Below are 22,268 nucleotides of genomic sequence, written 5' to 3'. Positions count from 1 at the left end.
TGGTTTTAGATCAGGTTCCAGACGGTCACGGCCATGATGACAAGTCCCATGCCGAACACGAAGTTATTCCAGATGTCGTTTTTGAACTGGGAATAGTCATCGACCTTTTTAAACATGTAGACCGGCACCAGATAGACCAAGAATGCCACAAAGATGCCGCCAACCACCGAAATCATGTCCATGATGGAGGGGTTGAAGACGGCGACGAGGGTCGTTGCCACGAATACGATGACATAGATGGTGTTGAGCAGCGCGCGGCGCGAGAGCTTATTGGCCATGCGAGGAACGGCAATGCGCAGTAGGTATTCCGTGCCTTCCTCGGAACCAAGCATGTGTCCAAAGTAGGAAGAAATGATTGCACACATGGTAATAAGCGGTGCCATATAACCAATGAATGGCGTGCCTGTGACGTTGGCGAAATAAGACAGCACCGGGATGTTTTGATCGACCGCCTCCTTCATCCCGTCCGCGCCAAGTGCGAGAACGCAGGACCAGACGAAGAACATGGTAAATACCACGAGCATTGCAGCGGTATAGAGCTCTACGCGGGAGACGAACTTCTCCGTCTTCTTGCCGTAGGCCGGCTGCACGTCGACGGAGAACTGCGATAGCGCGGCCATGTGGGAAAAGGAAAAGACCAGCACCGGCAGGATAAGCAGGATGCCCTTAAGGATTCCCCAGAGGCCGCCTTCGTATTCAACGTTGAGGAAGCTTTCGAAATCCCACTTGGGGATCAAATAAATGGAGGTTGCCGCCAGGGCGACGATGAGCGGGTAGACCAGCATCTGGGCCAGCCACAGCATGGGGCGGCGGCCGATGGCAAAAAGGCCTGTCATAACGCCCACGCAGGCAATGGACAATATCCACCGATTGATGCTCGGCCCGCCGAGCTGGTTGACGATGAAGCTATCGACCACATTGGTAATGCTGATGCCGTAAATGAGCACCGTCGGCACGATGGCTAGCCAATACAAGACGGCGATGAAAAGGCCACTATTGCGGCCAAGGTAGTAGCGCACCAGCTCCAGGACATCTTTACCGTGTTGTTCTTGTGGCGCGCCGCTGACTATGCGGGCGTAGGTCCGGTGGGAAAAATACACCAACGGGAAGATGAATACGGTGGCAAAGATGAGCGGCCAAAATCCGAAGGCGCCTGCGTTGAGCGGCAAGAAGAGGATGCCGGCACCAACACCGGTGCCAAAAAGCGCGATGACCCAAGAAAGGGTGGAGCCCACCGCCTTTTGCCGGTTGACTTCCTCTGCGGAATTTGTTGGAGCTGCCCCCTTGGTACTTTCCGTGCTGTCATCCGTGCGGGACTCGTGGGTTGGGGCATTCATGAAGGTCCTCAGTCCTTAAAATGGAGGATTAGTGGCAAAAGCGCCTTGTAGAAAGTGTAGCGAAGCCCACTACCAACATGTGCTTTAAACCACATATTTATGCGACTGGGGTGGGTTCCAGAAGGCTTAGGCGTCCAAAGCAACCGCGTTTCACCGAAAATCGGGAGAAATTTTTGCGGAATGCGGTTGTTTTGGACAATTTTGGGAGAACAAGCACGCTGGGCATTAGCGCGTGAAGACTAGCGCGTCCTCCGCAGTGCTATGGCTATAGCTGTCATCGTTGTTGGCGTATTTATTGCCGCGCAGTATGAGCCAGATGCTCAGCGGGTACAAGATGATTGCCACGGAAAGGGCTTGGATGACGGCCGCGGTATCGGAATCGTGCAGGTAATTCCAGCCAAAGTGCAGGAGAAAGGATACCGCGAGGCAGCCGAGAGCCACGCCGATGCGCCACCAGAGCGGCTTGGCCGCAGCGTAGAGAGCCCAGCCGATGCCCCAACCGGCTAGGGCCGTGAGCAAGACGTGCAGGCCAGGGCCAGCGATAAGGCGCAGGCCCCACATCTGTACGAGCCCAACGAAATCGCTATCCGGGTGAGTGGTAGCGCCCATGGAGCCGTAGAGGATGTTTTCATTGGCTTCAAAGCCTAGGCCAACGACGGCGCCGACCATCCACCCGTGCCAGGGGCGGTTGAGCTGGCGGAAGGACATCAGGACGAATAAAACGCCGGCGGCCTTGGAAATCTCTTCGGGATAGGCGCCGCTCCATGACATGAAGGAATCGACCCACCCGGAATTGATGGCGAGCTGCATGACCGGTGTGGAGCTTATAGCCGCCAAGCTAATGGCCATGCCAGAACCCCATAAAAAGGCAAGTGGTGCCCATACGCGCGCCGGGCGCGCCCACATGGGGCTCAGCTGCAATACCGCGATGACAATTGCCACAAGAACCGCTGCGATGAGGATGCTGATAATGCCCATCAGCGGTGAGATCAATAGGGTGATGACCGTCTGGGAGATAAAACCGATAAGTCCCAGGCCGGAGAAAATCCACAGCGCGGTGCGAAAAAGTTTAGACATTTATACCAAGGCCTTTCCAGAAAACTCCGCGATATCAGCAGTGAATTCTTCTGGTAGTTCCTCTTGCCCAAAGGCTTTCCAGATGCGTTCAGTGGTCGTGCGCGTTGCCGCGGAATCTCCGGTGACGGTGACCACCCAGTCCTTATTCTCGTCCGCACCGGTGCCGTTGATGGAGATGGCGGCGGTGGAGGAGGGGGCATCGGCAAGCGCGAGGGCACCATCTTTTCCTTCATAGACCTCGCCCTCGGGAAGGCCTGGAGCCATGCCATAGGCTCGGACCATGCGGCGCAGGGTGTGCTCGTCGTCGTCAGTATCTTCCACGATGACCGCCTGCACGGAGGCGTCACCGCAGGTCCAGCCAACGCTAGCCAGCGAAGTATAGTCGCGCTCGCAGTACAGATCGGACACGGTAATATCCCAGTCCTGGCTGGGATCAGACAGGGTTACCTGCTCCACATCGGCGTGGTGTGGCGGTAGCACCGCGTGGACGATGGCGGGCAAGGCGAGGACCAACGTCACAAAGGCAAGGACAGCGATAAATAGGACGCGCGGCCGGGCTGGTGGAAAGCGGAATTTTTCCATAGTCCATACCTTAACTGGAAGGTTTGGCCTACAGTGGCAACCATGAAAGATCTTTATCAATTAGTCAACGGACCTTGGGTAGAAAATCACGTTGTCCCAGATGACCGCGGTGTGGATGGCACTTTCCACGCCCTGCGCGATGAAGCAGAAGAACTAGTTCATGACATCGTTAAAGACAACGATGGTCGCCCCGGCAAGCTGTATGCATCCTTCATGGATACCGCGGGCGTCAACAATGCCGGCATGGCCCCGCTGGATGCGGACCTTGACCGCCTGAGTGCGGCCGATCCCACGGAATTGGCGCACCGCTTGGGCGAGCTCGAGCGCGAGGGCGTGGGGGCGCCGGCGACGTTCTGGGTGGAAAAAGACTCGGGCTCGGAAGAGGCCGTTGCCTATATCGTGCAATCCGGGCTAGGCCTGCCGGATGAGGCCTACTACCGCGAAGAAGCGCACGCAGAAACGCTGGCCGCCTACGAAAAGCACGTGGCGGAGATGCTGGGCTTTATCGAGCCCACCCGCCTATTTGGCCTCGGCACCGAGGTAGCCGCCGAGCGCATCGTGGGCCTGGAAAAGGAACTGGCGGCGGGTCACTGGGATGTGGTTTCTACCCGCGATGCGGTAAAGACCAATAACCCGTGCGAATTTTCTGAGCTGCCTTCCATCACCCAAGCCTTGCTCGCTGGTGGAAAGCTGCCGGAGCACCGCGTGGTCAATATGATGCCGTCCTACCTGGAGCACCTGGAAAAGCTCTTTACCGCTGACCGCATGGCCGATTGGCAGCTGTGGGCTACCTGGCACATTCTGCGCTCCCGCGCGGCCCTCTTGCCGGAAGAAGTAGGCGCCAAGAACTTCGAGTTCTATGGCACCCGCCTTTCTGGTGCCACCCAGCAGCGCGACCGCTGGAAGCGCGCGGTGGGCCTGGCAGAAAGCCTGGTAGGAGAGGAAATTGGCAAAGAGTTCGTAGACGCGCACTTCCCAGAATCCTCCAAGCGCGAGATGGATGAGCTGGTGGACTACCTCATCGCCGCCTACCGCGAGCGCATTTCCCAGTTGGAGTGGATGACCCCGCAGACCCGCGAGCGCGCCCTAGAAAAGCTTTCCCAGTTCAAGGCCAAGATTGGTTTCCCCGATACCTGGCGTGATTACTCCGGGCTGGAGATTTCTGACCAGGGAGCGGATCTGATTGCCAATGCCCGCGCCGGGTCCGCCTTTTCCCACGACTATGAGCTGGCAAAGATTGGCAAACCCGCCAACCGCGATGAGTGGGTCACCACTCCGCAGACCGTGAATGCTTTCTATAACCCGGTGGTCAATGACATCACCTTCCCGGCCGCCATCCTGCGCCCGCCGTTTTATAACCCTGATGCGGATGCCGCAGAGAACTTCGGCGCCATTGGTTCTGTCATCGGGCACGAAATCGGGCATGGCTTTGATGACCAGGGCTCGCAATTCGATGGCCAGGGCAACCTGAACTCCTGGTGGTCCGATGAAGACCGCGCGGACTTTGAGGCGCTTACGGCAAAGCTGGTGGAGCAATTCGATGGCCAGGTCCCCACGGTGCTGAAGGAGGCTGGCACCGAATCCGCCGGCGTCAACGGCAAATTCACCTTGGGCGAAAACATCGGTGACCTGGGCGGACTGGGCATTTCCGTGGTGGCTTACAAGAACTACTGCGCTGATAAGGGCATTGACCTGCTTGGCCAAGAAGAAGAATTTGTGGTTGATGGCGCCGAGCCGGAATTGGCCGAGCACACCTACAATGGCCTGCAGCGCTTCTTCTTGTCCTGGGCCCGCGTCTGGCGCACGGCCATCCGCCCGGAGATGGCGACCCAGTACCTGGCCATTGACCCGCACTCGCCCGCGGAGTTCCGCTGCAACCTCATCGCCGCGAATATCGCTGAGTTCTACGAGGCCTTCGACGTAGACAAAGACTCCGCAATGTACCTGGCCCCAGAGGATCGGGTGACCATCTGGTAAATCAGTTCTTCCCCGAGCCGGCCTTGTGCGCGTTATGTACACGCGTAGGCTCGGGGATATGACTGATGCACACGATAAAGATCCCCACCGGCCGCTAGAGCCTGGCCAAGAATGGCGCATCGGCGGGCAAGACCGCCAGATGAGCGAAGAAGAGCAGCTAGAGCAGCTAGTTTCTTATATCGACGCCCATTATGAGACGCCGGATTTCCGCCCGCCCTGGGCCGGCGGTGGTTCGCCGGAGGCAGACCAGTATTGCGCACTGCTGCCAGACCGCATCACCCACGCCGCCATGATGGTTTTGGGCACCGGGGTTAATCACGCGCTGCCCGGCACGGCGTTTACAGACGGCATTACCGTAGAATCCGCCGAGGTCGGCACCATTTTCCGCCCGTCCGAGCCCACCGGCCGGTGGGCGGTATCACTGCATTCCGGTGGCTGGTGGCGCGGCGATGGCAAGGCACTGGAAATGCAGTGGCGCCCCGAGGTCGCCGCCGCCGCGCAGCTTTCCGGCACCACGATCATTGACGTGGATTATCCGCTCGCGCCGAAACATACGGTTAAAGACATGGTTACGGCGGTCGACCGCGCCATTGATTACGCCCGCGAGCAGGGCGCCTCCCACGTCACCACATGGGGATATTCTTCCGGCGGCGCGTTAGCAGCACTCGCGCCTGCCGATGCCCTCTTGCTCACCTTCCCCGACTTCGGCGCCCTGGCCAACCTGCCGGAGGATTACCGCGTGGGCTATGAACTGCCCACGCAATTCCCCGAGACCTTCGTGCAGACCGCGACCGAGGACGAGATAGCCGATCGCGTCCACATCCCCCAGGCTAAAGAGCGCGATTACGTCTCCACCCACCGCGTGTCCACCCCGGCCGTGGCGCGCCAGCGCGTGCAGGACGCCGCCGATTTTTTGCGCGGTGAGCTGGCGCAATAAAACCGGCTGCGGCTGGCTGCACAGCTAGGGGGTGGTCGTTATTGCTCGCCCTCTGGCCGGATCTTCATCTCGGATTCTTTCCACAGTCCAGAACGAGTAACGTCCTCATAATCGATCTCTGCCTTGGCCGGGGTATTGCCCTGTGAATCGGTACGCAATTCGTACTTTTCAATGGCACCCCAGTCGCGGGCCCAATCGTTATTGAGGTAGCTCGGGATTTCGTAGGAGTAGTTCACCGCTTCCGCAGTGGACATAGCACCGCCGCCAGAGAAGGATTGGAAATCCGTCAGGGAGGTCTGCGCCGCCGCATCTGGGAGGATGCGATACTCCGGAATCTCGGTTACGCCGGCGTAGTGGTCAAAGGTGCGCTGGCAAGGGAACTGCAGAGCCACTGACCAGTCCAAGAGTGCGGGTTTTTCCGCAGGGAACTGGTTATTGATGGTGTCTAGTTCCGGCACGCGCGGCGGGGTGAAGGCTAGCCAGTCGTCTTCATCGGTGGAATCATCCTCGGCCACTAGGCGCACGACATTGGCTTCTTCCGGCAATTTATCCATGGGCAGGCGCAGGTTGCGCCACTTGGGGGTGGCGCCGACATCGGAAAGCTCTTCTTCTCCCTTATCGGTGACCTTGCCATTCTCATCAATGGTGCCGTATTCCAAGGTGAGCTCCATGCCCTCTTGTTCCACATCATTGACATCGTGGTGATAAATCTTGCCTGCGGCACTGACAGCCAGAACCGGGGTATTTTCCGTGGTCTCCGGAAGGTGATACCACTTCGTGGTTACCTGGGACAGCGACTCTTGGCTTTCAGTGTAGGAGCCCAAGACTGGCACAGTGGTGTAGTCCAAGTTGAAGGGCAGGTGCATGGTCGATCCATTGACGCCCTGCGTGCCGCGGACACCGCCTTCAGAAGTATCGGTGGTTTCTGAAGCCTTCTTCCCAGCGCGGCGGGTCTCCTGCGAATCAGAAGAATCCCCGCCGGATTCCTTATCCGTACCAGCGGTGGCATCGTCTTGGCTGGTGGAGTCGGAATCTTGGGAGCTATCTCCAATAGCACCCACAGAAGCAGAATCTTGATCCTCAGGCTCGATGGATTCGGGGATATTATTTGGCCCGAATCCATTGCTGGTTTCATCCTTATCTACCAAGGAATCGCCCAAGTCACCATCTACTGGGGTGAGGAAGGAGTCATTGGTATTGGTTTCTACCAAGGTTTCATTTGCCAGCGAGCAGGTATCACCGCGCAAGGATGCAAGGTTGCCCTTGCCCACTGAGTAGGAATCCGCCTGGGCGACGGTGGACTTGGCAAAAGAAGCCATCGAAAAAGCCACCACAATGGCGCAGGCTACAGCGATGGGCGCGGACATGATGCCGGCCGAGCGCGATACCTTCGCGGCGGCTTCTTGCTTGAATTCTTTTTCCGTGCCTTCCTCTTGGGCCTGCAATTTGCGATGGCTGTGGCGCAAGGATTGCACCACGCCGACCGCGAGAACGACCAAGGAGATGGCGAGCAGGATCGAGTTGGCCTCAACGCCCTTCAACTGCACCGTGCGATCCCACCACGGGATGCCGAAGGAGGATACATACCACCATGCATTCCAACCCGCGAAGGAGATGGCGAGCAAAAAGAGCACCGCGGCGATGCTAAAGGTGCGGGCGCGCGGGGAGCGCAACGCAAACCGGGATAGCACTACGGCAGCCAGCGCAGCGATCACCCCAGCAACACCGGCATAGATACCAAAGTGGTGCGTCCACTTGGTCGGGGTGAACATGAGGAAGAACATCGACAGCGCCACGATGATGAGCAGGCGCTGGGTGGGGCCGACTGCGGCACCAATAACGCGGCGATCCTTGATAAACGCAGCCAGGATGAGCGCCAAGCAAAACAGCATGGTGAGTACGGCGAAGCGGCGGGTCAGCGAGCCATCCACGGATTCTTGGAAGAGCGTGGAATAACGGGCGTATTCGGAATACCACGGCAGCGACGGGCCGACCTCCGAGCGCACCCGGGTGGATTCGGCAACGCTGGCCAAGGTTTGATCCCCAAAGGCGGCGACGATGATGGCAGTGCCGGAGGCCAAAAATGGGGCAACCAGGCTAAGCCAACCGGTAGCGCCGCCGCCCATGGCGGGCACGCGCGCGGCCATGGCACGGAATAGGTGTGGCAGGCTCACGAGGAATACACCGACCGCAAAAAGGCCAGTGGGGCCAGCGGCGAGCGTAATCGTGGCAGCGATGGTGCCCACGGCGGCCGGCAGCAACCGGTGGGTGGCAATGGCGCGCTCAAAGGATGCCCACGTCACCATCACGCCTAAAGCCACGATTGGCTCTGGGCGGGTGCCGTTGTTATACGGCAGCCAGAAGGCCAGGAACATCAGTGCGGCGGTCCAGTGGCTGACGCGGCGGGCATCGACGATGTCCCCAAAGCGCGGCAGCATTTCCCGCGAGAGAATGAACCAGATAATCAGGCCCGAAATCAGTCCGGGCAGGCGGACGAAGACTGACGCGGCGGAAATCTGCGAAAGTAGTGCGACGAGGTCATAGTACGGTGAGCCAAATGGCGCCTCCGGCACGCCGTACCACCGGTAGTAGTTGGCCATGTAGGTGGCGTTATCGAAGACGCGGCTCATGGAGAAGATGAAGCCATCGTCAGAGGTATTGGCGCCGAAGATATACCAGAAGCCCAAGACTGCGGCGACGACGCCATCAAGGGGGCGAATCTTCTTCCACGTCTCTGGCATGAAGCGCAGCTTTTGCCCATCAAGGCGGTCAATGCGCCACAGGCAGAATAGCGAGATAATCACCATGGCGACGCCGAGCCACATCGCGATGGACTTAATCAGAGAGGGAGAAGAAGTAAACCGCGAGTTGATATCGACGTGGATATTCAACCCGTCATCGACCAAGCTTTGCACATTGGCATCATCTTTGAGCTCGGTATACACACCGGTGACCTGTGGGCGTAGGTCATCCTCGGTGGTCTTTTTGTGCTTGCCGACGCTGACGGTGGTGCCGTCACCGGTGGCAGAGATGTGCAGCTGGGCGTCATCGGAAAGCTGCGCTACTTCTTTAGCGCTTAAGGTCAGCAGGACCTCATCGAGCGAGACCACAGACAGGCCGTCATCGCCGGAGCGGACAAATAGGCCGCGGTTTGAGGCCTTCTTAGACTCGGGTGGGACGGTGCTGTAGACCATGTTTTGGCCATCGCGGAGCTCATCCACCGCGGACATGGGGATGGTGGCCTCCAGGTTTTCTGGCGCCACGGAGATAAGCGGTGCATTGATAGATTGCAGCGAATCATTCTGCGGCCAATCAAAGGAAGACTGGGTTTGGTTCACTGGCAATAGCGGGGTGGCTATAAAACACAGGAAACCAATTAACCCGGCGATGATCGCGGTCCAGCGCAGCCCGGCAGGGGCTGTGGCGATACTTAGCCCAGAGGGGCGTGCTTCTTTTGATTTCGTTTTAAGGCTATCTGACACGGCGATTAGTGTACGTCAGTCTGGCCCAAGTTCCAGTGTGCACGCCCCGATAACCCTGGGGAAGTGTGGGTAAACTTACTGGGTTCGCACCGCCGTTACGAATGGACCCGTTTGCTCCAGCTCCCAGCCTTCCGCAAAGACCTCGGGGTTGAAGAAGACTGCGCGGTAGCGAATATTTGGCTGATTAGGATAGATATCTTCAGCCAAGTGCACCTTGAATCCATCATCTTTGTTGTCGAGGTCACCGCGGAAGATGATGGCATCCGGCCCGCGCCACGGTGCGGAATCGAGGGATTTTTGGAACTCTGCAGGAGTAGAGTCCCACGATTCATCCGCCCATGCTTCAATCTGGTCATTGCGGTGCTTGAATTCCCCGAGGGGATTAGCATAGTGGCTGGTAAAGGCATTAAAGCCCCAGTACGGGTAGTAGGCCATGAAGGTTTTTTCATCCGTGAGGACTACCGTTTCGTTGGCCGTATTGCCCTTATCCTGGATGAAGTTGTGGATATCCAGATAATAATGAGCGGAATCGCTGGTAAAGCGATCCGCGCGCTCGCCGTAACCATCGGTATCGCTGTAGGCGTAGTCGATTGCATCCTCATTTTCCTCTGGGATCTGCTGGGCATAAAAAACACCCGCCAGCGTCAAAATGAGACCAAAGACGGCGGTCAGGCGCTTATTGCCCGCGCTGGAAAAGCTGGCGGGGTATAGCCGGTGGATGCCGACGGTGCGCACTTCCCCTAGGGCGAGAATGCCAGCGGTGGCAAATAGCAGCACCACGATGACCTCGAGGCGGAAGCTCAGCAGCGTGGTGCCGGCTAGCGTCACCACCATGGATAGGACGATCCACCCATAGATGCCGATGAGGGCAAGGCCGAGCGCGCGCATCTCCGCGTTCTTCAGGCGCATGACGATATAAACCAAGCCGACTAGGCAAAGGAATCCGATGATGCTCAAAGACAAGAAGGGTACCGGAATCTGCGTGCCTTCTTCCGGCAGGTAGTGCTGCGCGGTGGTTTGCAACGGTGCGGTCGAGTGCAGCACGCTCCAGAGATAGGGGGCCCATGCGATCAGCGCGATGGCTATAGAGATAACCGCGATGATGATAAGGCGGACGATGGGGCGCCACGTGCGCTCATAGAATGCGGTAAATACTGCAATGAGGCTCACGACGGTAAGCGCTGCCGCACCAGTAAATAGCGTGTAGAAAGTGGCAGAAATGCCCAGGTATAGGGCCACCGCCAGGGTGGACAAGCGCGATCCCTGGAAAGCCCTAGCGCTCAAGACCGCAATGGCTGGGATACCCATGGCGATGACGGCAGAGTACGGCTCTTCCGCCGCAATGGTCAGCGTGATGGCGGTGGTGGTAAGCGCAATGGCGGTTCCCACCGGCAGGGATTTTGTGAGGTGCTGCCAGATGGGAACGAGGATGCAGCCTGCTACCGCAATGGAAATCAGCGACCAGGGCTGGTAGACCTCCCAGCCCGGGACGCCGAGCAACGAGCCGAGGCGCCCGCCTAACCAGAACCAGCCCACGGGGTAGAAGGTGGGCATGTCCAGGTAGTTCATATCCGCATAGCCCATTTGATCCACCGAGCGGGTAAGGAACTGGGTGCGGAATGCCTGGTCCACCTGCACGCCATCGAGCCAGAGGCGGGAGGCAGAAAGCGGCAGGCCGATGGATGCGAGGGTTAAAAGAGCCGGTGATAGGTAGGTCACCGCATACGTTACCCACGTGCGCCACCGCGGCCTGGAGAAAGTCTCCTTGTAATGGTCATAAATCCACCACGCGCTAAACCCACCCGCTAGCGCCAAGGTGATGACAACGCCGACGGTAGATAGCGCGCGGGTGACCATGGAGGTATTAAAGGACGGCAGGGATACCGCCTTGAAGGCATACCAACCAAGGAGGGTGACGATGCCGCCGCCGAGGGCGGAAAAGAAGATACCCAGCAGGGTAGAGCGGTGGGGTAGCGCATCTGCGTGATACGCGGTGGTGTGTTTCTTCTCGCTCACTGGAGCTGGTTGGGAAGGCGTAGCTGGGCTTGTCATGCCCTTTAGTTTCGCATACCTTAATCACTCTTCTGGGATTAGGCGCGGTGTGAGCTGTGGCTTATTAACTAACAAAGCGCGCAGGGCGGAGGGCCTTTTAAGAGCCCTGCGTACCCTGTGTGCTACACCCTGTGTGCTACACCCTGTGTGCTACTCACTGTGCGCTACTCACTGTGCCCTGCAGTTCGCAGGGCACAGTGGAAACGGTTAGAACGGCAGCTTGCGGAAGATGGGCTGCGGAATGAACTTGAATGCCAGCGAGACGTACTTGAACAGCGGGTGGACGTAGATGGACTGCTTGCCATCCAGCACCGCCTGCACGGTGGCCTTGGCCACGTCAGAGACGTTGACGGTCAGCGGAGCATCGCCGGCTTCGGCCGACATCTTGGTGCGAACCTGGCCCGGGCGGACGACAAGCACGTTGGCGCCGGAGCCGCGTAGCGCTTCATCCAAGTTGATGTAGAAACCATCCACGCCGGCCTTGGAGGCCCCGTAGACAAAGTTGGAGCGGCGCACGCGCATGCCCGCTACAGAGGACATAGCCACGATGGTGCCGTGGCCCTGGTGCTTGAACTTTTCGGCCAACAGCACGCCGAAGGATACGGGCGCGGTGTAGTTGGTCTGGGCGGAAGCCACGGCCTTGCCGTGGTTTTGCCATAGCTCTTCTTGATCCCCCAGGGTGCCAAAGGCCACGATGGCGATATCGACATCGCCGCGCTCCCAGGCCTTCTCGATGACCGCCGGGTGCGAGTCAAAGTCAGTGGCATCAAAGTCCACGACCTCGACATCCGCGCCGTGGGCCGCTAGGTCAGCCTGCGCCTTTTCGATGCGCGGGGACTGGGCGCGGGCAGCCAGGGTGACCTTGGCAGGGCCGCGCTCAAGGAACTCAGCGACGACGCCGAGGCCGATTTCAGAGGTACCGCCCAAAAGCAGGATGTGTTGGGCTTGGCCTACTGCATTAAGCATGGTTTAAAAAGTCTCCTTCATGAGGGTGGTGATGAGTCCAGTGATTAGTGCAGCTCGAGGCGGCGGGACATATCGGAGGCAAAGACCCCGGTGGGGTCGATGTCACTGCGGGTCTTGAGCCAGCCTTCTAGGCCCGGGTACATCTGGTGGAAGTTCTCGGCAGAGGTGCGCGATTCCTTTGCCAAGTACAGGCGGCCGCCAAATTCCATGACGCGGCGATCCAGGTCATCGAGAAGCTCGCCCAAGCCCGGGCGGATGGGGAAGTCAACGCAGACGTTCCAGCCCGGCATCGGGTACGACAGTGGCGCGCGGTTGCCTTCGCCGAAGAGCTTGAATACGTTCAGCGCGGAGTAGTGGCCGGAGCGCTGGATATCGCGAATGATCTCCTTGAACGGCTCCACGGCCTCCGTGGGAACGACGAACTGGTACTGCAGGAAGCCCTTGGAACCATAGCCGCGGTTCCACTCACCAATGAGATCAAGCGGCTGGTAGAACTGCGTCAAGTTCTTTACCTGGTTCTTCGCCGGCGCGCCCATGGTGTAGTAAGCCAAGCCCACAGCAGACAGGCTGAGCTTATTCAGCGTCCAGGACGGGAAGATATCCGGCACGGTCATCAGCTGCGGCGCGTTGAACTTCAGCGGATCCTTCGCCAGCTTGGGGGCCAATTCCTCGAGCTGCGCCAAGGTGGCCAGGGAGCCGCGGGAAATGGTGGAGCGGCCCAGCTTCGGCTCTGGGGAGATGACATCGAACCATGCAGAGGAGTAGGTGTAATTGTGCTCCGAACCATCCGAGTGGAAGGCAATGGTTTCTTCCAGGTTATCGGTGCGATCCGTATCCGCGATGAAGTAGGCGGTTTCCGTCTTGGTCATGCGGATGGTAGCGCGCAAGATGATGCCGGTAAGGCCCATGCCGCCGATGGTGGCCCAGAAGAGGTCACCGCTCGGGTCATCCTCGCTGCCTTCTGGGGTGAGGTGGAGAACGCGGCCATCAGCAACCAGCAGCTCGATGGAGACCACATGGTTGCCAAAGGAACCGGCGGAGTGGTGGTTCTTGCCGTGGATATCGGGGCCGATGGCGCCGCCGATGGTGACCTGGCGGGTGCCCGGCAGGACCGGAACCCACAGGCCATAGGGCAGCGCGGCCTTCATGAGTTGGTCAAGGGTGACGCCACCATCGACATCAACAAGCGCGGACTCCGGGTCAATGGAGTGGATCTTGTTCAGCTTTTGCATGTCGATGACCAGGCCGCCGCCATTTTGGGCGGGGTCACCATAGGAGCGTCCCATGCCGCGCGCGATGACGCCGCGGCGCAGGTGGGCAGGCTTGTCCGAGTTATCGTCCGCGACCTGTGCCACTGCATTCTTGATGACGTCCACGTCTTCCGTGGACAGCACATGGGCGGTCGTGGGGGCGGTGCGGCCCCAGCCGTGCAGGGACTTTTCGGTGGTATGTAGTTCCATCTCTTACTCTTTGCTCGACGGATTGTATCGATGTACCAGCCTACCTAGCTCATAGTGCGGTGGCTGGAGTGACGTTCGTGATATTTAAAACATCGTGGGCACACAGACTGCCCCGAATGCGGCGCTTTAGAGATCCATGATCTCGCGGATTTCTTCCGGTAGCCCTGCTTGGGACTCAATCGTGGGCCCTTCGTAGGTTCCTAAAATCTCGTACACCCGACGCCGCGAAGTGGAATCCAAAATCGGCATTTCCTCTGCTAAAAGGCGCGTCATAAAGGGGCTGAGCGGCAGATTGGTGTGCTCTGTTGCTTCAAAGTGCCCGTTGCGCTTATCGTCCTCGGCCCGCTCATCCTGAGCGGCTTGCTGGGCGGGGGTCATATGCTCTGTCTTTTCCGAGTACATGCGCAATAGCTTACCGCCGCTTAGAGTGGTCGCTATGACAAACAACCGCGAAGCAGCAGAAGAATCCCGCGATAATTACGCCCTCGATGACACCTTGGCTGGGCGCATCACCCAAGCGGCCGCCCAAGGTATCGTCACCTCTTACCCGGACTGGATTAAATCCAAAAAGGGACTTATTACCGCCTACGTTTTGTCCACGATTGGTTTTGGCGCATTGGTGGCCTATACCAATGCCCAGGCCGAAGAGGACGGCGATGAACCACGCTCCCCGCAGGAATTTGCGGATAAGGGTCTTAAGCTCTGGGCCATTTTGGCAGCGGTGCTTATCCTAGTGGGCCTTGCTCTATGGGCCGATGTAGCCGTGTCCCGCAAGGTGGTGTCTTTCCTGCGGAAGCGCGGTGTCAAGCGCCCGTGGACGCTGTTGGGAGCAATCGGAGCGGCAACTACATTTATCATCAGTGAGATGGAAGCGCGAGATATAGAAAAACTGGCTTCTTAAAATTTGCGTATGGTGGGGCCCATGAATGCAGGGGTCACCGATATTTCACAGGCACGGGCTCGTCGTGCCGACCCGCTGCTGTCATTAAAGCGGGAACCGCTCACCGTCATCTGCCAAGCCTCCAATATCCGTGCGGATGGGGAAGTCCACCGCCAAATCGGTTTTAGCGATGCGCTTACCTTGCATGAGCTGCAGAAAGTACTGCACATCTGTTTCGGTCTGCCAGATGAAAACTCCCCGTGGCATTTTTACGAGCACAGTGATGCCCGCGGCCCGCGCCTTGACCCAGAGCGCCAGGCATCCGAATTCCTCTGGCGCGAGGGCGACCAGATCGATTTTGTCTGGGGCCTCTGGGACTTTGAGCTGGTGGTCGCGGAAATCTATCCCCGCGATAATGGCACCCCCAACGCACTGTGCGTGGGTGGCTCGGGTAATCTCTTTGCGCCCTTTGAACTTACTGCGGTGAACCGGGAATTGACCGGTGAAAAGATCACCGATGAAGTCCTGGCCAAGGTTAAACCACAGGTAAGGGCGCTCATCGAACGCACTAAGCTCTATGACTTTGTTCCCCTCTTACAAGCCATGGACTTAAACCGCGGAAGTGATCTACCGGCGGCCACCGCCGAGGCACTGGCCAGCCTGCCGCGCGAGGTCACCAATGAGGGCAAAGATGCTTTTTGGTCCATGGCCTTGGCTCTATCCTGCATGGGCGGTGAGGAGCTGACCGATTCCGTGGTGGAAACCACCATGGATGCCTTGGGCTGGGTCAATGATGATGGCAATACCTTGAAAGGCGCGGAGATTCGCGCGCTGTGCGATGCCTCCTTGGACCAGCTATCCCAGATTGGTGCCTACGGTAAGGACGCCGCCGCGCCGGTGTACCGCCTAGACATGTACCGCGCGCTGCTGCGCGGGTAAGCTAACTGCCTGTGACTAATCCACTTGAAGATGCTGCAGAAGTAAAGCGCCCCTCCAGCTCTTTGAAGCAGCAGTTGGTGCGATTTATTGCGGTAGGCGTCTTTGCCGCCGTCATTGATTATGGGCTGACGCTGTTATTGACCCATTTAGGTCTGCACCGCTCTGGGGCGAAGGCGATTGGTTGGGTCTTTGGCACCATCGCTGCCTATCTGGCCAATGCGCGCTGGACCTTTGGCACGAAGGTGTCCGGCCGCACGGCCGCAACCGTGGGCGTGTTATACGTATCCACCTTTGCCGTGCAGAATTTCCTGTACTGGGTGCTCAATGAGCCCCTTATTTCTTTAGGCTTCGAGGGCGCGGTGAAAGACACCATCGCCTTCGTCATTGCCCAGGGCGTGGCGACGGTGACCAACTTTGCCATCCAGCGGGTCTTTATCTTTAAGGAGAAATAGGCCCGCGGCGCGCCTTAGGAGAGATTACCGGGGGCGGCGGAAATCCTCGCGGCGCCCGCGGTTGTGCAGCTTGAGCCACTCCAGGAATCCAGCCGGATCGTGGCGTTGGACCAAGAAGAACCAGCCAAAGCGGGCAAATTCCTGGGGCAAAAGCTTGCGCATGCCGCGCTGCCACAGCAGGTAGCCACGATTGCGGTAGGTGAAATAGCGCTTGAACTCGCCTTCCGGGTACTGGGTATGCATCTTTCCGCCCAAGATGGGCTTGAATTCATCCGAGCCATCCGGGTGCAGGTAGCTGGTGGTCAAGGCGGTGCCGAAGGACAGCCCGGAGTTGACCAGGCGGCGGTGGTATTCCACCTCATCGCCGCGGATGAAAAGGCGATAATCCGGCACGCCGATGGTCTGCATCGCCGCGGCGGAAATCAGGGCGCCATTAAACAGGGAGGCGATCCCGGGCAAGAAGTCTCCTTCCAGCTCCTCCATGCGGCGGCGCCACACCAGCCCTTGGCGCAGCGGAAAGGCCAAGCGGCCGGGATCGTCGATATTGCACACGGCAGGTGAGACCTCGTGCAGGTTATTATTTCCTGCCACGCGGTAGAGCTCTTCTAGTACGCCGTAATCGGCGGGGCGGCCATCATCATCGGCGCACCACACGGCATCGGCGCCGAGTGATAGCGCGGTAAGGAAACCGAGGGCGAAACCGCCCGCACCACCCAGGTTGGTCTTGGACGGCACGTAGACCGCGTGAGCTCCTGCCAGGGATTCCACCGCGTCACGGACCGCATCCTCGGCGCCATTATCCACCACGATGACCCACTGCACGGGGTGGGTTTGGTTGACTACCTTTTCGAGCGAGGCGCGCAGCAATTCCGCGCGCTGGTGGGTGACAATGACGGCAGCGGTGGTACCGGTGGAATCAAGGGTGGCAGTCATGCGTTCCATCTTGCCACTGGGGGATGGATCTGCCGCGGATAAACACTCCGCGTGGGCTAAGCTGACTGCCTATGGACAGCATGTGGCCACCGTTTGGGCTGACGATTCGCGCGAGCGATACAACCCACCCTGGCGTGGAACTGCGCGTGATGCGCGATGAGGATATTGCGGCAATAGCCGGTGTGGCGCCAGAGGATATCTACGGCGCAGACATTCCGGATTACGCCTTTCCGTGGTTATTCAATCCCAGGATGAATACGCCTGCGGCGGCGGCCCAGTTCCGGTGGACCAATCGGGCGCAGCTGCGCCCAGAGAAGTGGTCCTTGGACTTCATCGTGCGCGATGCGCACTCGGGAGAAATCCTGGGCACTATCGATGCGCGGGCGGAGGACTTCGCTAGAACGCGAGAAATTGCGACCGGTTCCTGGGTCTTTCACCGCTTCCAAGGCCAAGGGGTGGGAACGCTCATCCGGCACGCGGTTGTGGCCTTTGGCCTCGATTACCTAGGCGCGCAGGCGATGAGCACGAGCTGGGTGGCGCACAATGAGGCTTCGGCGCGGGTGAGCCAGAAGCTGGGCTACCAGGTGGTTTCTGAAGGAGAAGAGAAGGCGGGGCCGGAGAATAGTTCGCAGCGGCACGTGACTGCGCGCGTGGAGGCCCCCAATTACAAGCGCCCGGATGACCTGCACGTGGAGGTCTCCGGGCTGAGCCAGCAGCTGCTGGGGATGCTGCGTTAGCTTCTACCCAGCGGCGTCTTCGCCCTCAAAGCGCTGGCGCAGATCGCGGACGTATTCGCCTACTTCTGGGCCCTCGTACTGACCCACGACTTCGGATACCTCGCCCACGGAGCGGATTTCGCCATGATCGATCCACAGTGCGGTATTGCACAGCTGTGCCAAAAAGTCATTGGAGTGGGAGGCAAAGACCAAGATGCCGGAGCGCTTAACCAGCTCTTGCAGGCGCACGCGGGCCTTGGCCATGAAGGCGGCGTCGACGGCGCCGATGCCCTCATCCAGCAGCAGGATTTCCGGCTCGATGGAGGTCACTACGCCGAGTGCCAGGCGCACGCGCATACCGGTGGAGTAGGTGCGCAGGGGCATCGATAAGTAATCGCCCAGCTCGGAGAACTCCGCGATCTCATCCATCTTTTTCTTCATTTGCTTGATGGATTGGCCCAAAAATAGCCCGCGGATGATGATGTTGTCGTAGCCGGATACCTCTGGGTCCATGCCCACCCCCAAGTCAAAGACGGGGGCGACGCGCCCGCGGACATCGGCAGTACCGCGCGTGGGCTCGTAGATGCCGGAGAGCAGGCGCAGCAGCGTGGACTTGCCGGCACCATTGTGGCCAACGAGCCCGACGCGATCGCCTTCGCGCAGGTGCAGGTTAATATCCCGCAGCGCCTCAACCACCACGGTGTTGTGGTCATTTTTCCCAATGGCACCGCCCGCGGTAGAAAGCATGGCCTTTTTTAGGGAGCGGGATTTGGCATCAAAGATGGGAAAGTCCACGCACGCGTTATACGTATCAATTGAGACCATTAGTTTTTATCCTTTCAACGAGCCTCATGGTGGGGTGGGAGTAAAGGAAGGGAGGCTATACCCAGTAGCTCACGCGGAAGCGCCACTTGCGCATGACTAGCCCGGCGATGAACAAGCCGATTGCGGTGCAGCCGATGACGATCCACCAGTGGTAGGCAGCAACGGGCTCACCAATCATTGGGGCGCGCACGATTTCCAGGTAGTGATACAGCGGGTTGATTTCCGCGATGCGGGCGCGGTCTGCTACCGCACCGCCTTGATCCTTGAGCGTATTGGTCATCCAGACAATCGGGGTGACGTAGAACAATAGTTGCGTCAGGGCCTCTAGCAGCGGGGCAACGTCGCGGAAGCGCGTGGCGATGATGCCAAAGAACATGGTCACCCACACGCCGTTAATGAGCAGGAGCAGCAGCCCGGGGATAAAGAGGAAGAATTCCCAGCCCAGGTTGCGCGGGAAGATCATGATGAGCAAGAGCCAGATGATGAGGTTATGGCCCAAAAACAGCGTTTGGCGCCACACCAAGCGGTACACGTGCACCGAAAGCGGGGCGGGAAGCTGCTTAATCAGTCCCTCATTTTCAATAAAGACCGTGGCGCCTTCCTTGATGCAGCCCGAGATAAAGGTCCACATAATAAGGCCCACGGTGACGTGGGGGAGGAATTCCGCGACGGGAATCTGGAAAAGCATGGAATACAGCAGGCCCAAGGCAAGCGCCATCACACCGGTGGCGATGGTGATCCAGAACGGGCCAAGGACAGAGCGGCGGTAGCGCTGCTTGATATCTTGCAGGCCCAGCTTGAACCACAGCTCACGCTGCTGTGCACCCCGTGTAAGGTCCGCGAAAGCAGCCTTGAGGGTCATGGACTGGGACGCTGGAACGGCCTCGCCTTCTGGCTGGGAGGTCATGCGGGCGATATCAGCGCGCAGTTGATTGTTATCTTGCACGCCCAACACCCTAGCGCGCGTGCTGGGCAAACGGGGAACTACGCGCCGCTAGCCTGCGAAAACAGCGATGCCCAGGGAAAATTCAGATTTGGGAAACTGAAGCCAAATGCGTATACAGTAGGGAATCGACCGCCACGTGGTGGCAGTTGTTCAGTGCGATGAAGAAGGGGACCTAATGCCAGCAGCTTCGGCACACTATGACGTCTTTAGTGCGCGAGGTTTGTACACCGGGCTATCTGATGGCTGGACGTACCTTAACGCGCACGCGGTGCCCCAAATTTCGGAGCGCGTGACCTCCGGCGTTGCCCGGTCCTTCCGGATGGCAACGGCGGTAGTGACGCAAGAGGGCCCAGGCGGCGCCCACTCGGCCGCGCCGGAGCCGGGCCGGTTGGCAGGCGATGGCAACTACGCGGCAGCGCGCATGGCCATTGCGGATCTCACCGGTTCCAAGGCGGACCGCGTGGTCCTTGGCCCATCTTTGCCCGTGCTGTATCAATCCTTGGCGCGCGCGGCACGCCCACTATTGGGCAGCAATTCCTCGGTGGTGCTGTCCAAACTGGATCCGCCCACGCTGTATTCCGCTTTTTCTGAGGTGCGCGCCGATATCCGCTGGGCGCAGCCGGATCTCGGCACCGGCGAATTGCCGGGGTTCCAGTTCGCGGAGCTTGTCGATGGCTCTACCAGGCTCGTCTCCTTTTCCGCCGCGCATGAGTTATTGGGTACGGTATCCCCGGCAGAGGAGATCATTGACACGGTGCGGGAGCGCTCGCGTGCTTGGACGCTTCTCGATGTCTCCGCAATCGCGCCCTACCGCCCCATCCGCTTCGATGAGCTGGGCGCGGATATCGTAGGCATCGACATCGGCCTGCTTGGTGGGCCGCAAATGGCCGCCTTGGTCTTCCGCGATACGCGCATGCTCCGCCGCCTGGATGCCTTAAATCCCATCTATTCCAAGGAAGATGGACGCAAGCTAGAGACCCCGGTTTCTTCTGGCTTGGCTGGTGGCGTGGGGCCACTGGTAGACCACCTTGCGGCCTTGGCTGGTGGGGATAAGGGGTCGCGCCGGGTACGGCTTAATAAGTCCATGACCGCCTTGAGCGCCTACCTCGAGGACTTGCGCGCGGATCTGTACTCATTTTTGAGCACGCTTCCCGCCGTACACATCCTGGGTGTTACCGGCGAGGCGGCGGCGGGCGCTTCCGATAATCGCTTGCCGCGCCTTACCTTTGCGGTCCAGGGCGTGCCCGCGGAGACGGTGTACAAGCGCCTCTTTGATAATGGTCTCGTCACCACCCTGGCGCCGCAAACGCCGCTGCTCACGGAAATGGGCGTAGAAGAGATCGGCGGTGCCGTCACCGTGGCTTTAGGCCCGTTTAATACCCACTACGATATCGAGCACCTCGTTCGCGTCGTTGCCTCGCTTGCCTAGGTTCGCTTAAGTAAGGCGCGCCGGGAAGCTACACCGTGAGAACCAGCGTGCCGGTGACCTCGCCGTTGTCGAGGGCGGTGTGGGCTTGGGCGGCATCGGCAAGCGGGTACGTGCCATGCAGCGCGTGCTTAACGCGGCCATCCTCCAGCATGGGCCACACATTTTTGATGGTACCGGCGACGATTTCCGCCTTATCATCCAAGTCACGCGCGCGCAGCGTCGTGCCTTGAATGGTCAGGCGCTTCGGCAGCATGGGGGCCAGGTTGATATCCGCCTTGGTGCCGCCCTGCATGCCAATGATGATGAGCTTGCCATCTTTGGCCAGGCACTTCATGTTCTTTTCCAGGTACTTTGCGCCGATGATATCCAGGATGACATCGCAGCTGCCCTTGAGCTCGTCGACGAAATTCTGCTCCTTGTAGTTGATGAGAATATCCGCGCCAAGCTCTCGGCAGCGATCCAGCTTTTCCTGCGAGCCGGCGGTAACAGCCACCTCAGCGCCCAGCGCCTTTGCTACCTGGATGGCAAAGGTGCCGATACCACCACCACCGCCGTGGATGAGCACGCGCTGGCCCTCGTGCAGGCCCGCCTCGATGCCCAGGTTGGACCACACGGTGCAGCCGACCTCAACCACTGCCGCGGTTTCTTCCAAGCTAAAACCCTTGGGCAGCGGAAGCAGCTGACCCTGCGGGACCGCCACGTATTCCGCATAGCCGCCGCCCGCGAGCAAACAGCCAACTTCAGTGCCGGGTTCCCAGTCTGTATCACCGGCATCCTCAATCACGCCGGCGGCCTCCAGTCCAATGATGTCCGATGCCCCTGGTGGCGGCGGGTACGCGCCCATCGTCTGCAGAATATCGCCACGGTTGACGCCCGCGGCCTTCACCTTCACCAAGACCTCGCCGGATCGCAGCTCAGGAACGTCTACGTCCTGCAGCTCTAGCGACCGTGGGGTATCAGGATCGGTCTGGACGATTGCTTTCATCTGTGTAGCACTCATACCGCCAATGTAATGGAGGAGGTGTGGTGTGTGCCACGTCCATTTCCTCGTGGGGCAATGTGATTCGCGCGGGACTATTTAGTAAGCTAACCAAGTTGCCTCTTCGGCACGATGGAGACGTGGCAGAGCGGCCGAATGCACCGGTCTTGAAAACCGGCGAGGTTTATTCCTCCGCGGGTTCAAATCCCGCCGTCTCCGCAGTGTCATGAGTCGCGACATGCTTGACAGGTCAGTCGCGACATCGTTGACAAACCGGCATCTCAGTCGTTTTTGTTCTG

General features: G+C 59.2%; 19 protein-coding genes and 1 tRNA gene. 8 read left to right on the top strand and 12 right to left on the bottom strand.

The features are described 5' to 3' along the window. Positions 1-5: 5 nt before the first annotated feature. From ABRP64_RS09535 to ABRP64_RS09525, 3 genes are all read right to left on the bottom strand, one after another. A complete protein-coding gene (locus ABRP64_RS09535; protein ID WP_349866271.1) occupies positions 6-1,337 on the bottom strand; it encodes an SLC5/6 family protein in 1,332 nt (443 codons plus the stop codon). A 225-nt stretch (positions 1,338-1,562) separates the two neighbouring features. After that, entirely contained in the window at positions 1,563-2,414 is an 852-nt protein-coding gene (locus tag ABRP64_RS09530) for a PrsW family intramembrane metalloprotease (RefSeq protein ID WP_284771119.1), read from the bottom strand. Next, positions 2,415-2,996, bottom strand: a complete 582-nt coding sequence (locus ABRP64_RS09525) for a hypothetical protein (RefSeq protein ID WP_284771118.1) — start codon at positions 2,994-2,996, stop codon at positions 2,415-2,417. It lies immediately after the preceding gene. A 42-nt stretch (positions 2,997-3,038) separates the two neighbouring features. Here ABRP64_RS09525 and ABRP64_RS09520 point away from each other — a divergent pair, with 42 nt between their 5' ends. Both ABRP64_RS09520 and ABRP64_RS09515 read left to right on the top strand, forming a co-directional pair. Further along, positions 3,039-4,973 carry a M13 family metallopeptidase gene (locus ABRP64_RS09520; protein WP_284771117.1) on the top strand — a complete coding sequence of 645 codons (1,935 nt, stop codon included), beginning with the start codon at positions 3,039-3,041 and terminating at the stop codon, positions 4,971-4,973. A gap of 58 nt (positions 4,974-5,031) precedes the next feature. Then, positions 5,032-5,910 carry an alpha/beta hydrolase gene (locus ABRP64_RS09515; protein WP_349866269.1) on the top strand — a complete coding sequence of 293 codons (879 nt, stop codon included), beginning with the start codon at positions 5,032-5,034 and terminating at the stop codon, positions 5,908-5,910. Positions 5,911-5,948: 38 nt separating this feature from the next. Here ABRP64_RS09515 and ABRP64_RS09510 read toward each other — a convergent pair whose 3' ends face one another. From ABRP64_RS09510 to ABRP64_RS09490, 5 genes are all read right to left on the bottom strand, one after another. Beyond that, on the bottom strand, positions 5,949-9,392 hold the full coding sequence (locus ABRP64_RS09510; protein WP_349866267.1) for an arabinosyltransferase domain-containing protein: 3,444 nt from the start codon (positions 9,390-9,392) through the stop codon (positions 5,949-5,951). 75 nt (positions 9,393-9,467) lie between these two features. Further along, on the bottom strand, positions 9,468-11,444 hold the full coding sequence (locus tag ABRP64_RS09505; RefSeq protein ID WP_349839161.1) for a galactan 5-O-arabinofuranosyltransferase: 1,977 nt from the start codon (positions 11,442-11,444) through the stop codon (positions 9,468-9,470). 207 nt (positions 11,445-11,651) lie between these two features. Beyond that, positions 11,652-12,410: a decaprenylphospho-beta-D-erythro-pentofuranosid-2-ulose 2-reductase gene (gene dprE2 / locus ABRP64_RS09500; RefSeq protein ID WP_349866265.1), complete on the bottom strand. Its 759-nt coding sequence runs from the start codon at positions 12,408-12,410 to the stop codon at positions 11,652-11,654. Between the two features lie 44 nt (positions 12,411-12,454). After that, positions 12,455-13,870 carry a decaprenylphosphoryl-beta-D-ribose oxidase gene (dprE1, locus tag ABRP64_RS09495; protein WP_349866263.1) on the bottom strand — a complete coding sequence of 472 codons (1,416 nt, stop codon included), beginning with the start codon at positions 13,868-13,870 and terminating at the stop codon, positions 12,455-12,457. 126 nt (positions 13,871-13,996) lie between these two features. Then, positions 13,997-14,272: a hypothetical protein gene (locus tag ABRP64_RS09490; RefSeq protein ID WP_284783324.1), complete on the bottom strand. Its 276-nt coding sequence runs from the start codon at positions 14,270-14,272 to the stop codon at positions 13,997-13,999. 34 nt (positions 14,273-14,306) lie between these two features. Here ABRP64_RS09490 and ABRP64_RS09485 point away from each other — a divergent pair, with 34 nt between their 5' ends. Genes ABRP64_RS09485 through ABRP64_RS09475 form a run of 3 tightly spaced genes read left to right on the top strand, consistent with a single transcriptional unit; the run spans position 14,307 to position 16,141 of the window. Continuing rightward, on the top strand, positions 14,307-14,771 hold the full coding sequence (locus tag ABRP64_RS09485; protein ID WP_284784900.1) for a hypothetical protein: 465 nt from the start codon (positions 14,307-14,309) through the stop codon (positions 14,769-14,771). 9 nt (positions 14,772-14,780) lie between these two features. Continuing rightward, entirely contained in the window at positions 14,781-15,689 is a 909-nt protein-coding gene (locus tag ABRP64_RS09480; RefSeq protein WP_284784899.1) for a plasmid pRiA4b ORF-3 family protein, read from the top strand. An 11-nt stretch (positions 15,690-15,700) separates the two neighbouring features. After that, a complete protein-coding gene (locus ABRP64_RS09475) occupies positions 15,701-16,141 on the top strand; it encodes a GtrA family protein (RefSeq protein ID WP_005280656.1) in 441 nt (146 codons plus the stop codon). Between the two features lie 24 nt (positions 16,142-16,165). Here the strand turns inward: ABRP64_RS09475 and glfT1 are convergent, their stop codons facing one another. After that, positions 16,166-17,083: a galactofuranosyltransferase GlfT1 gene (glfT1, locus tag ABRP64_RS09470; protein ID WP_349866260.1), complete on the bottom strand. Its 918-nt coding sequence runs from the start codon at positions 17,081-17,083 to the stop codon at positions 16,166-16,168. Positions 17,084-17,145: 62 nt separating this feature from the next. Here glfT1 and ABRP64_RS09465 point away from each other — a divergent pair, with 62 nt between their 5' ends. Further along, positions 17,146-17,811 (top strand): GNAT family N-acetyltransferase, encoded by a 666-nt coding sequence (locus tag ABRP64_RS09465; RefSeq protein WP_349866258.1) that lies wholly within the window; start codon positions 17,146-17,148, stop codon positions 17,809-17,811. Between the two features lie 3 nt (positions 17,812-17,814). On the opposite strand, the gene wzt is transcribed toward ABRP64_RS09465, so the two are convergent. Further along, the gene (gene wzt, locus ABRP64_RS09460) at positions 17,815-18,615 is read right to left on the bottom strand and encodes a galactan export ABC transporter ATP-binding subunit Wzt/RfbE (RefSeq protein ID WP_284771267.1); all 801 of its coding nucleotides are present in this window, start codon (positions 18,613-18,615) and stop codon (positions 17,815-17,817) included. Positions 18,616-18,670: 55 nt separating this feature from the next. Then, complete coding sequence (wzm, locus tag ABRP64_RS09455; RefSeq protein ID WP_042404151.1) at positions 18,671-19,522, bottom strand: galactan export ABC transporter permease subunit Wzm/RfbD; 852 nt, start codon at positions 19,520-19,522, stop codon at positions 18,671-18,673. Positions 19,523-19,736: 214 nt separating this feature from the next. Between wzm and ABRP64_RS09450 the strand changes: the two genes are divergently transcribed. Next, positions 19,737-20,990, top strand: coding sequence for an aminotransferase class V-fold PLP-dependent enzyme (locus tag ABRP64_RS09450; RefSeq protein WP_349866256.1), 1,254 nt, complete (start codon positions 19,737-19,739; stop codon positions 20,988-20,990). 28 nt (positions 20,991-21,018) lie between these two features. Here ABRP64_RS09450 and ABRP64_RS09445 read toward each other — a convergent pair whose 3' ends face one another. After that, complete coding sequence (locus tag ABRP64_RS09445) at positions 21,019-21,975, bottom strand: NAD(P)H-quinone oxidoreductase (RefSeq protein WP_349866291.1); 957 nt, start codon at positions 21,973-21,975, stop codon at positions 21,019-21,021. Positions 21,976-22,103: 128 nt separating this feature from the next. Here ABRP64_RS09445 and ABRP64_RS09440 point away from each other — a divergent pair. Next, positions 22,104-22,188 (top strand) — tRNA-Ser (locus ABRP64_RS09440). Positions 22,189-22,268 lie beyond the last annotated feature (80 nt).

Source organism: Corynebacterium sp. KPL4015 (assembly GCF_040225725.1).
Classification (GTDB): domain Bacteria; phylum Actinomycetota; class Actinomycetes; order Mycobacteriales; family Mycobacteriaceae; genus Corynebacterium; species Corynebacterium rhinophilum.
This window is presented reverse-complemented; position numbering and strand designations above follow the sequence as displayed.

Excerpts from the sequence above, each read along its gene's own strand:
- ABRP64_RS09525 (WP_284771118.1), bottom strand. The coding sequence starts at position 2,996 with ATGGAAAAATTCCGCTTTCCACCAGCCCGGCCGCGCGTCCTATTTATC.
- ABRP64_RS09520 (WP_284771117.1), top strand. The coding sequence starts at position 3,039 with ATGAAAGATCTTTATCAATTAGTCAACGGACCTTGGGTAGAAAATCAC.
- wzm (WP_042404151.1), bottom strand. The coding sequence starts at position 19,522 with ATGACCTCCCAGCCAGAAGGCGAGGCCGTTCCAGCGTCCCAGTCCATG.
- ABRP64_RS09530 (WP_284771119.1), bottom strand. The coding sequence starts at position 2,414 with ATGTCTAAACTTTTTCGCACCGCGCTGTGGATTTTCTCCGGCCTGGGA.
- dprE2 (WP_349866265.1), bottom strand. The coding sequence starts at position 12,410 with ATGCTTAATGCAGTAGGCCAAGCCCAACACATCCTGCTTTTGGGCGGT.
- wzt (WP_284771267.1), bottom strand. The coding sequence starts at position 18,615 with ATGGTCTCAATTGATACGTATAACGCGTGCGTGGACTTTCCCATCTTT.
- dprE1 (WP_349866263.1), bottom strand. The coding sequence starts at position 13,870 with ATGGAACTACATACCACCGAAAAGTCCCTGCACGGCTGGGGCCGCACC.
- ABRP64_RS09445 (WP_349866291.1), bottom strand. The coding sequence starts at position 21,975 with ATGAAAGCAATCGTCCAGACCGATCCTGATACCCCACGGTCGCTAGAG.
- ABRP64_RS09490 (WP_284783324.1), bottom strand. The coding sequence starts at position 14,272 with ATGTACTCGGAAAAGACAGAGCATATGACCCCCGCCCAGCAAGCCGCT.
- ABRP64_RS09535 (WP_349866271.1), bottom strand. The coding sequence starts at position 1,337 with ATGAATGCCCCAACCCACGAGTCCCGCACGGATGACAGCACGGAAAGT.
- ABRP64_RS09465 (WP_349866258.1), top strand. The coding sequence starts at position 17,146 with ATGGACAGCATGTGGCCACCGTTTGGGCTGACGATTCGCGCGAGCGAT.
- ABRP64_RS09485 (WP_284784900.1), top strand. The coding sequence starts at position 14,307 with ATGACAAACAACCGCGAAGCAGCAGAAGAATCCCGCGATAATTACGCC.
- ABRP64_RS09450 (WP_349866256.1), top strand. The coding sequence starts at position 19,737 with ATGCCAGCAGCTTCGGCACACTATGACGTCTTTAGTGCGCGAGGTTTG.
- ABRP64_RS09515 (WP_349866269.1), top strand. The coding sequence starts at position 5,032 with ATGACTGATGCACACGATAAAGATCCCCACCGGCCGCTAGAGCCTGGC.
- glfT1 (WP_349866260.1), bottom strand. The coding sequence starts at position 17,083 with ATGGAACGCATGACTGCCACCCTTGATTCCACCGGTACCACCGCTGCC.
- ABRP64_RS09505 (WP_349839161.1), bottom strand. The coding sequence starts at position 11,444 with ATGACAAGCCCAGCTACGCCTTCCCAACCAGCTCCAGTGAGCGAGAAG.
- ABRP64_RS09480 (WP_284784899.1), top strand. The coding sequence starts at position 14,781 with ATGGTGGGGCCCATGAATGCAGGGGTCACCGATATTTCACAGGCACGG.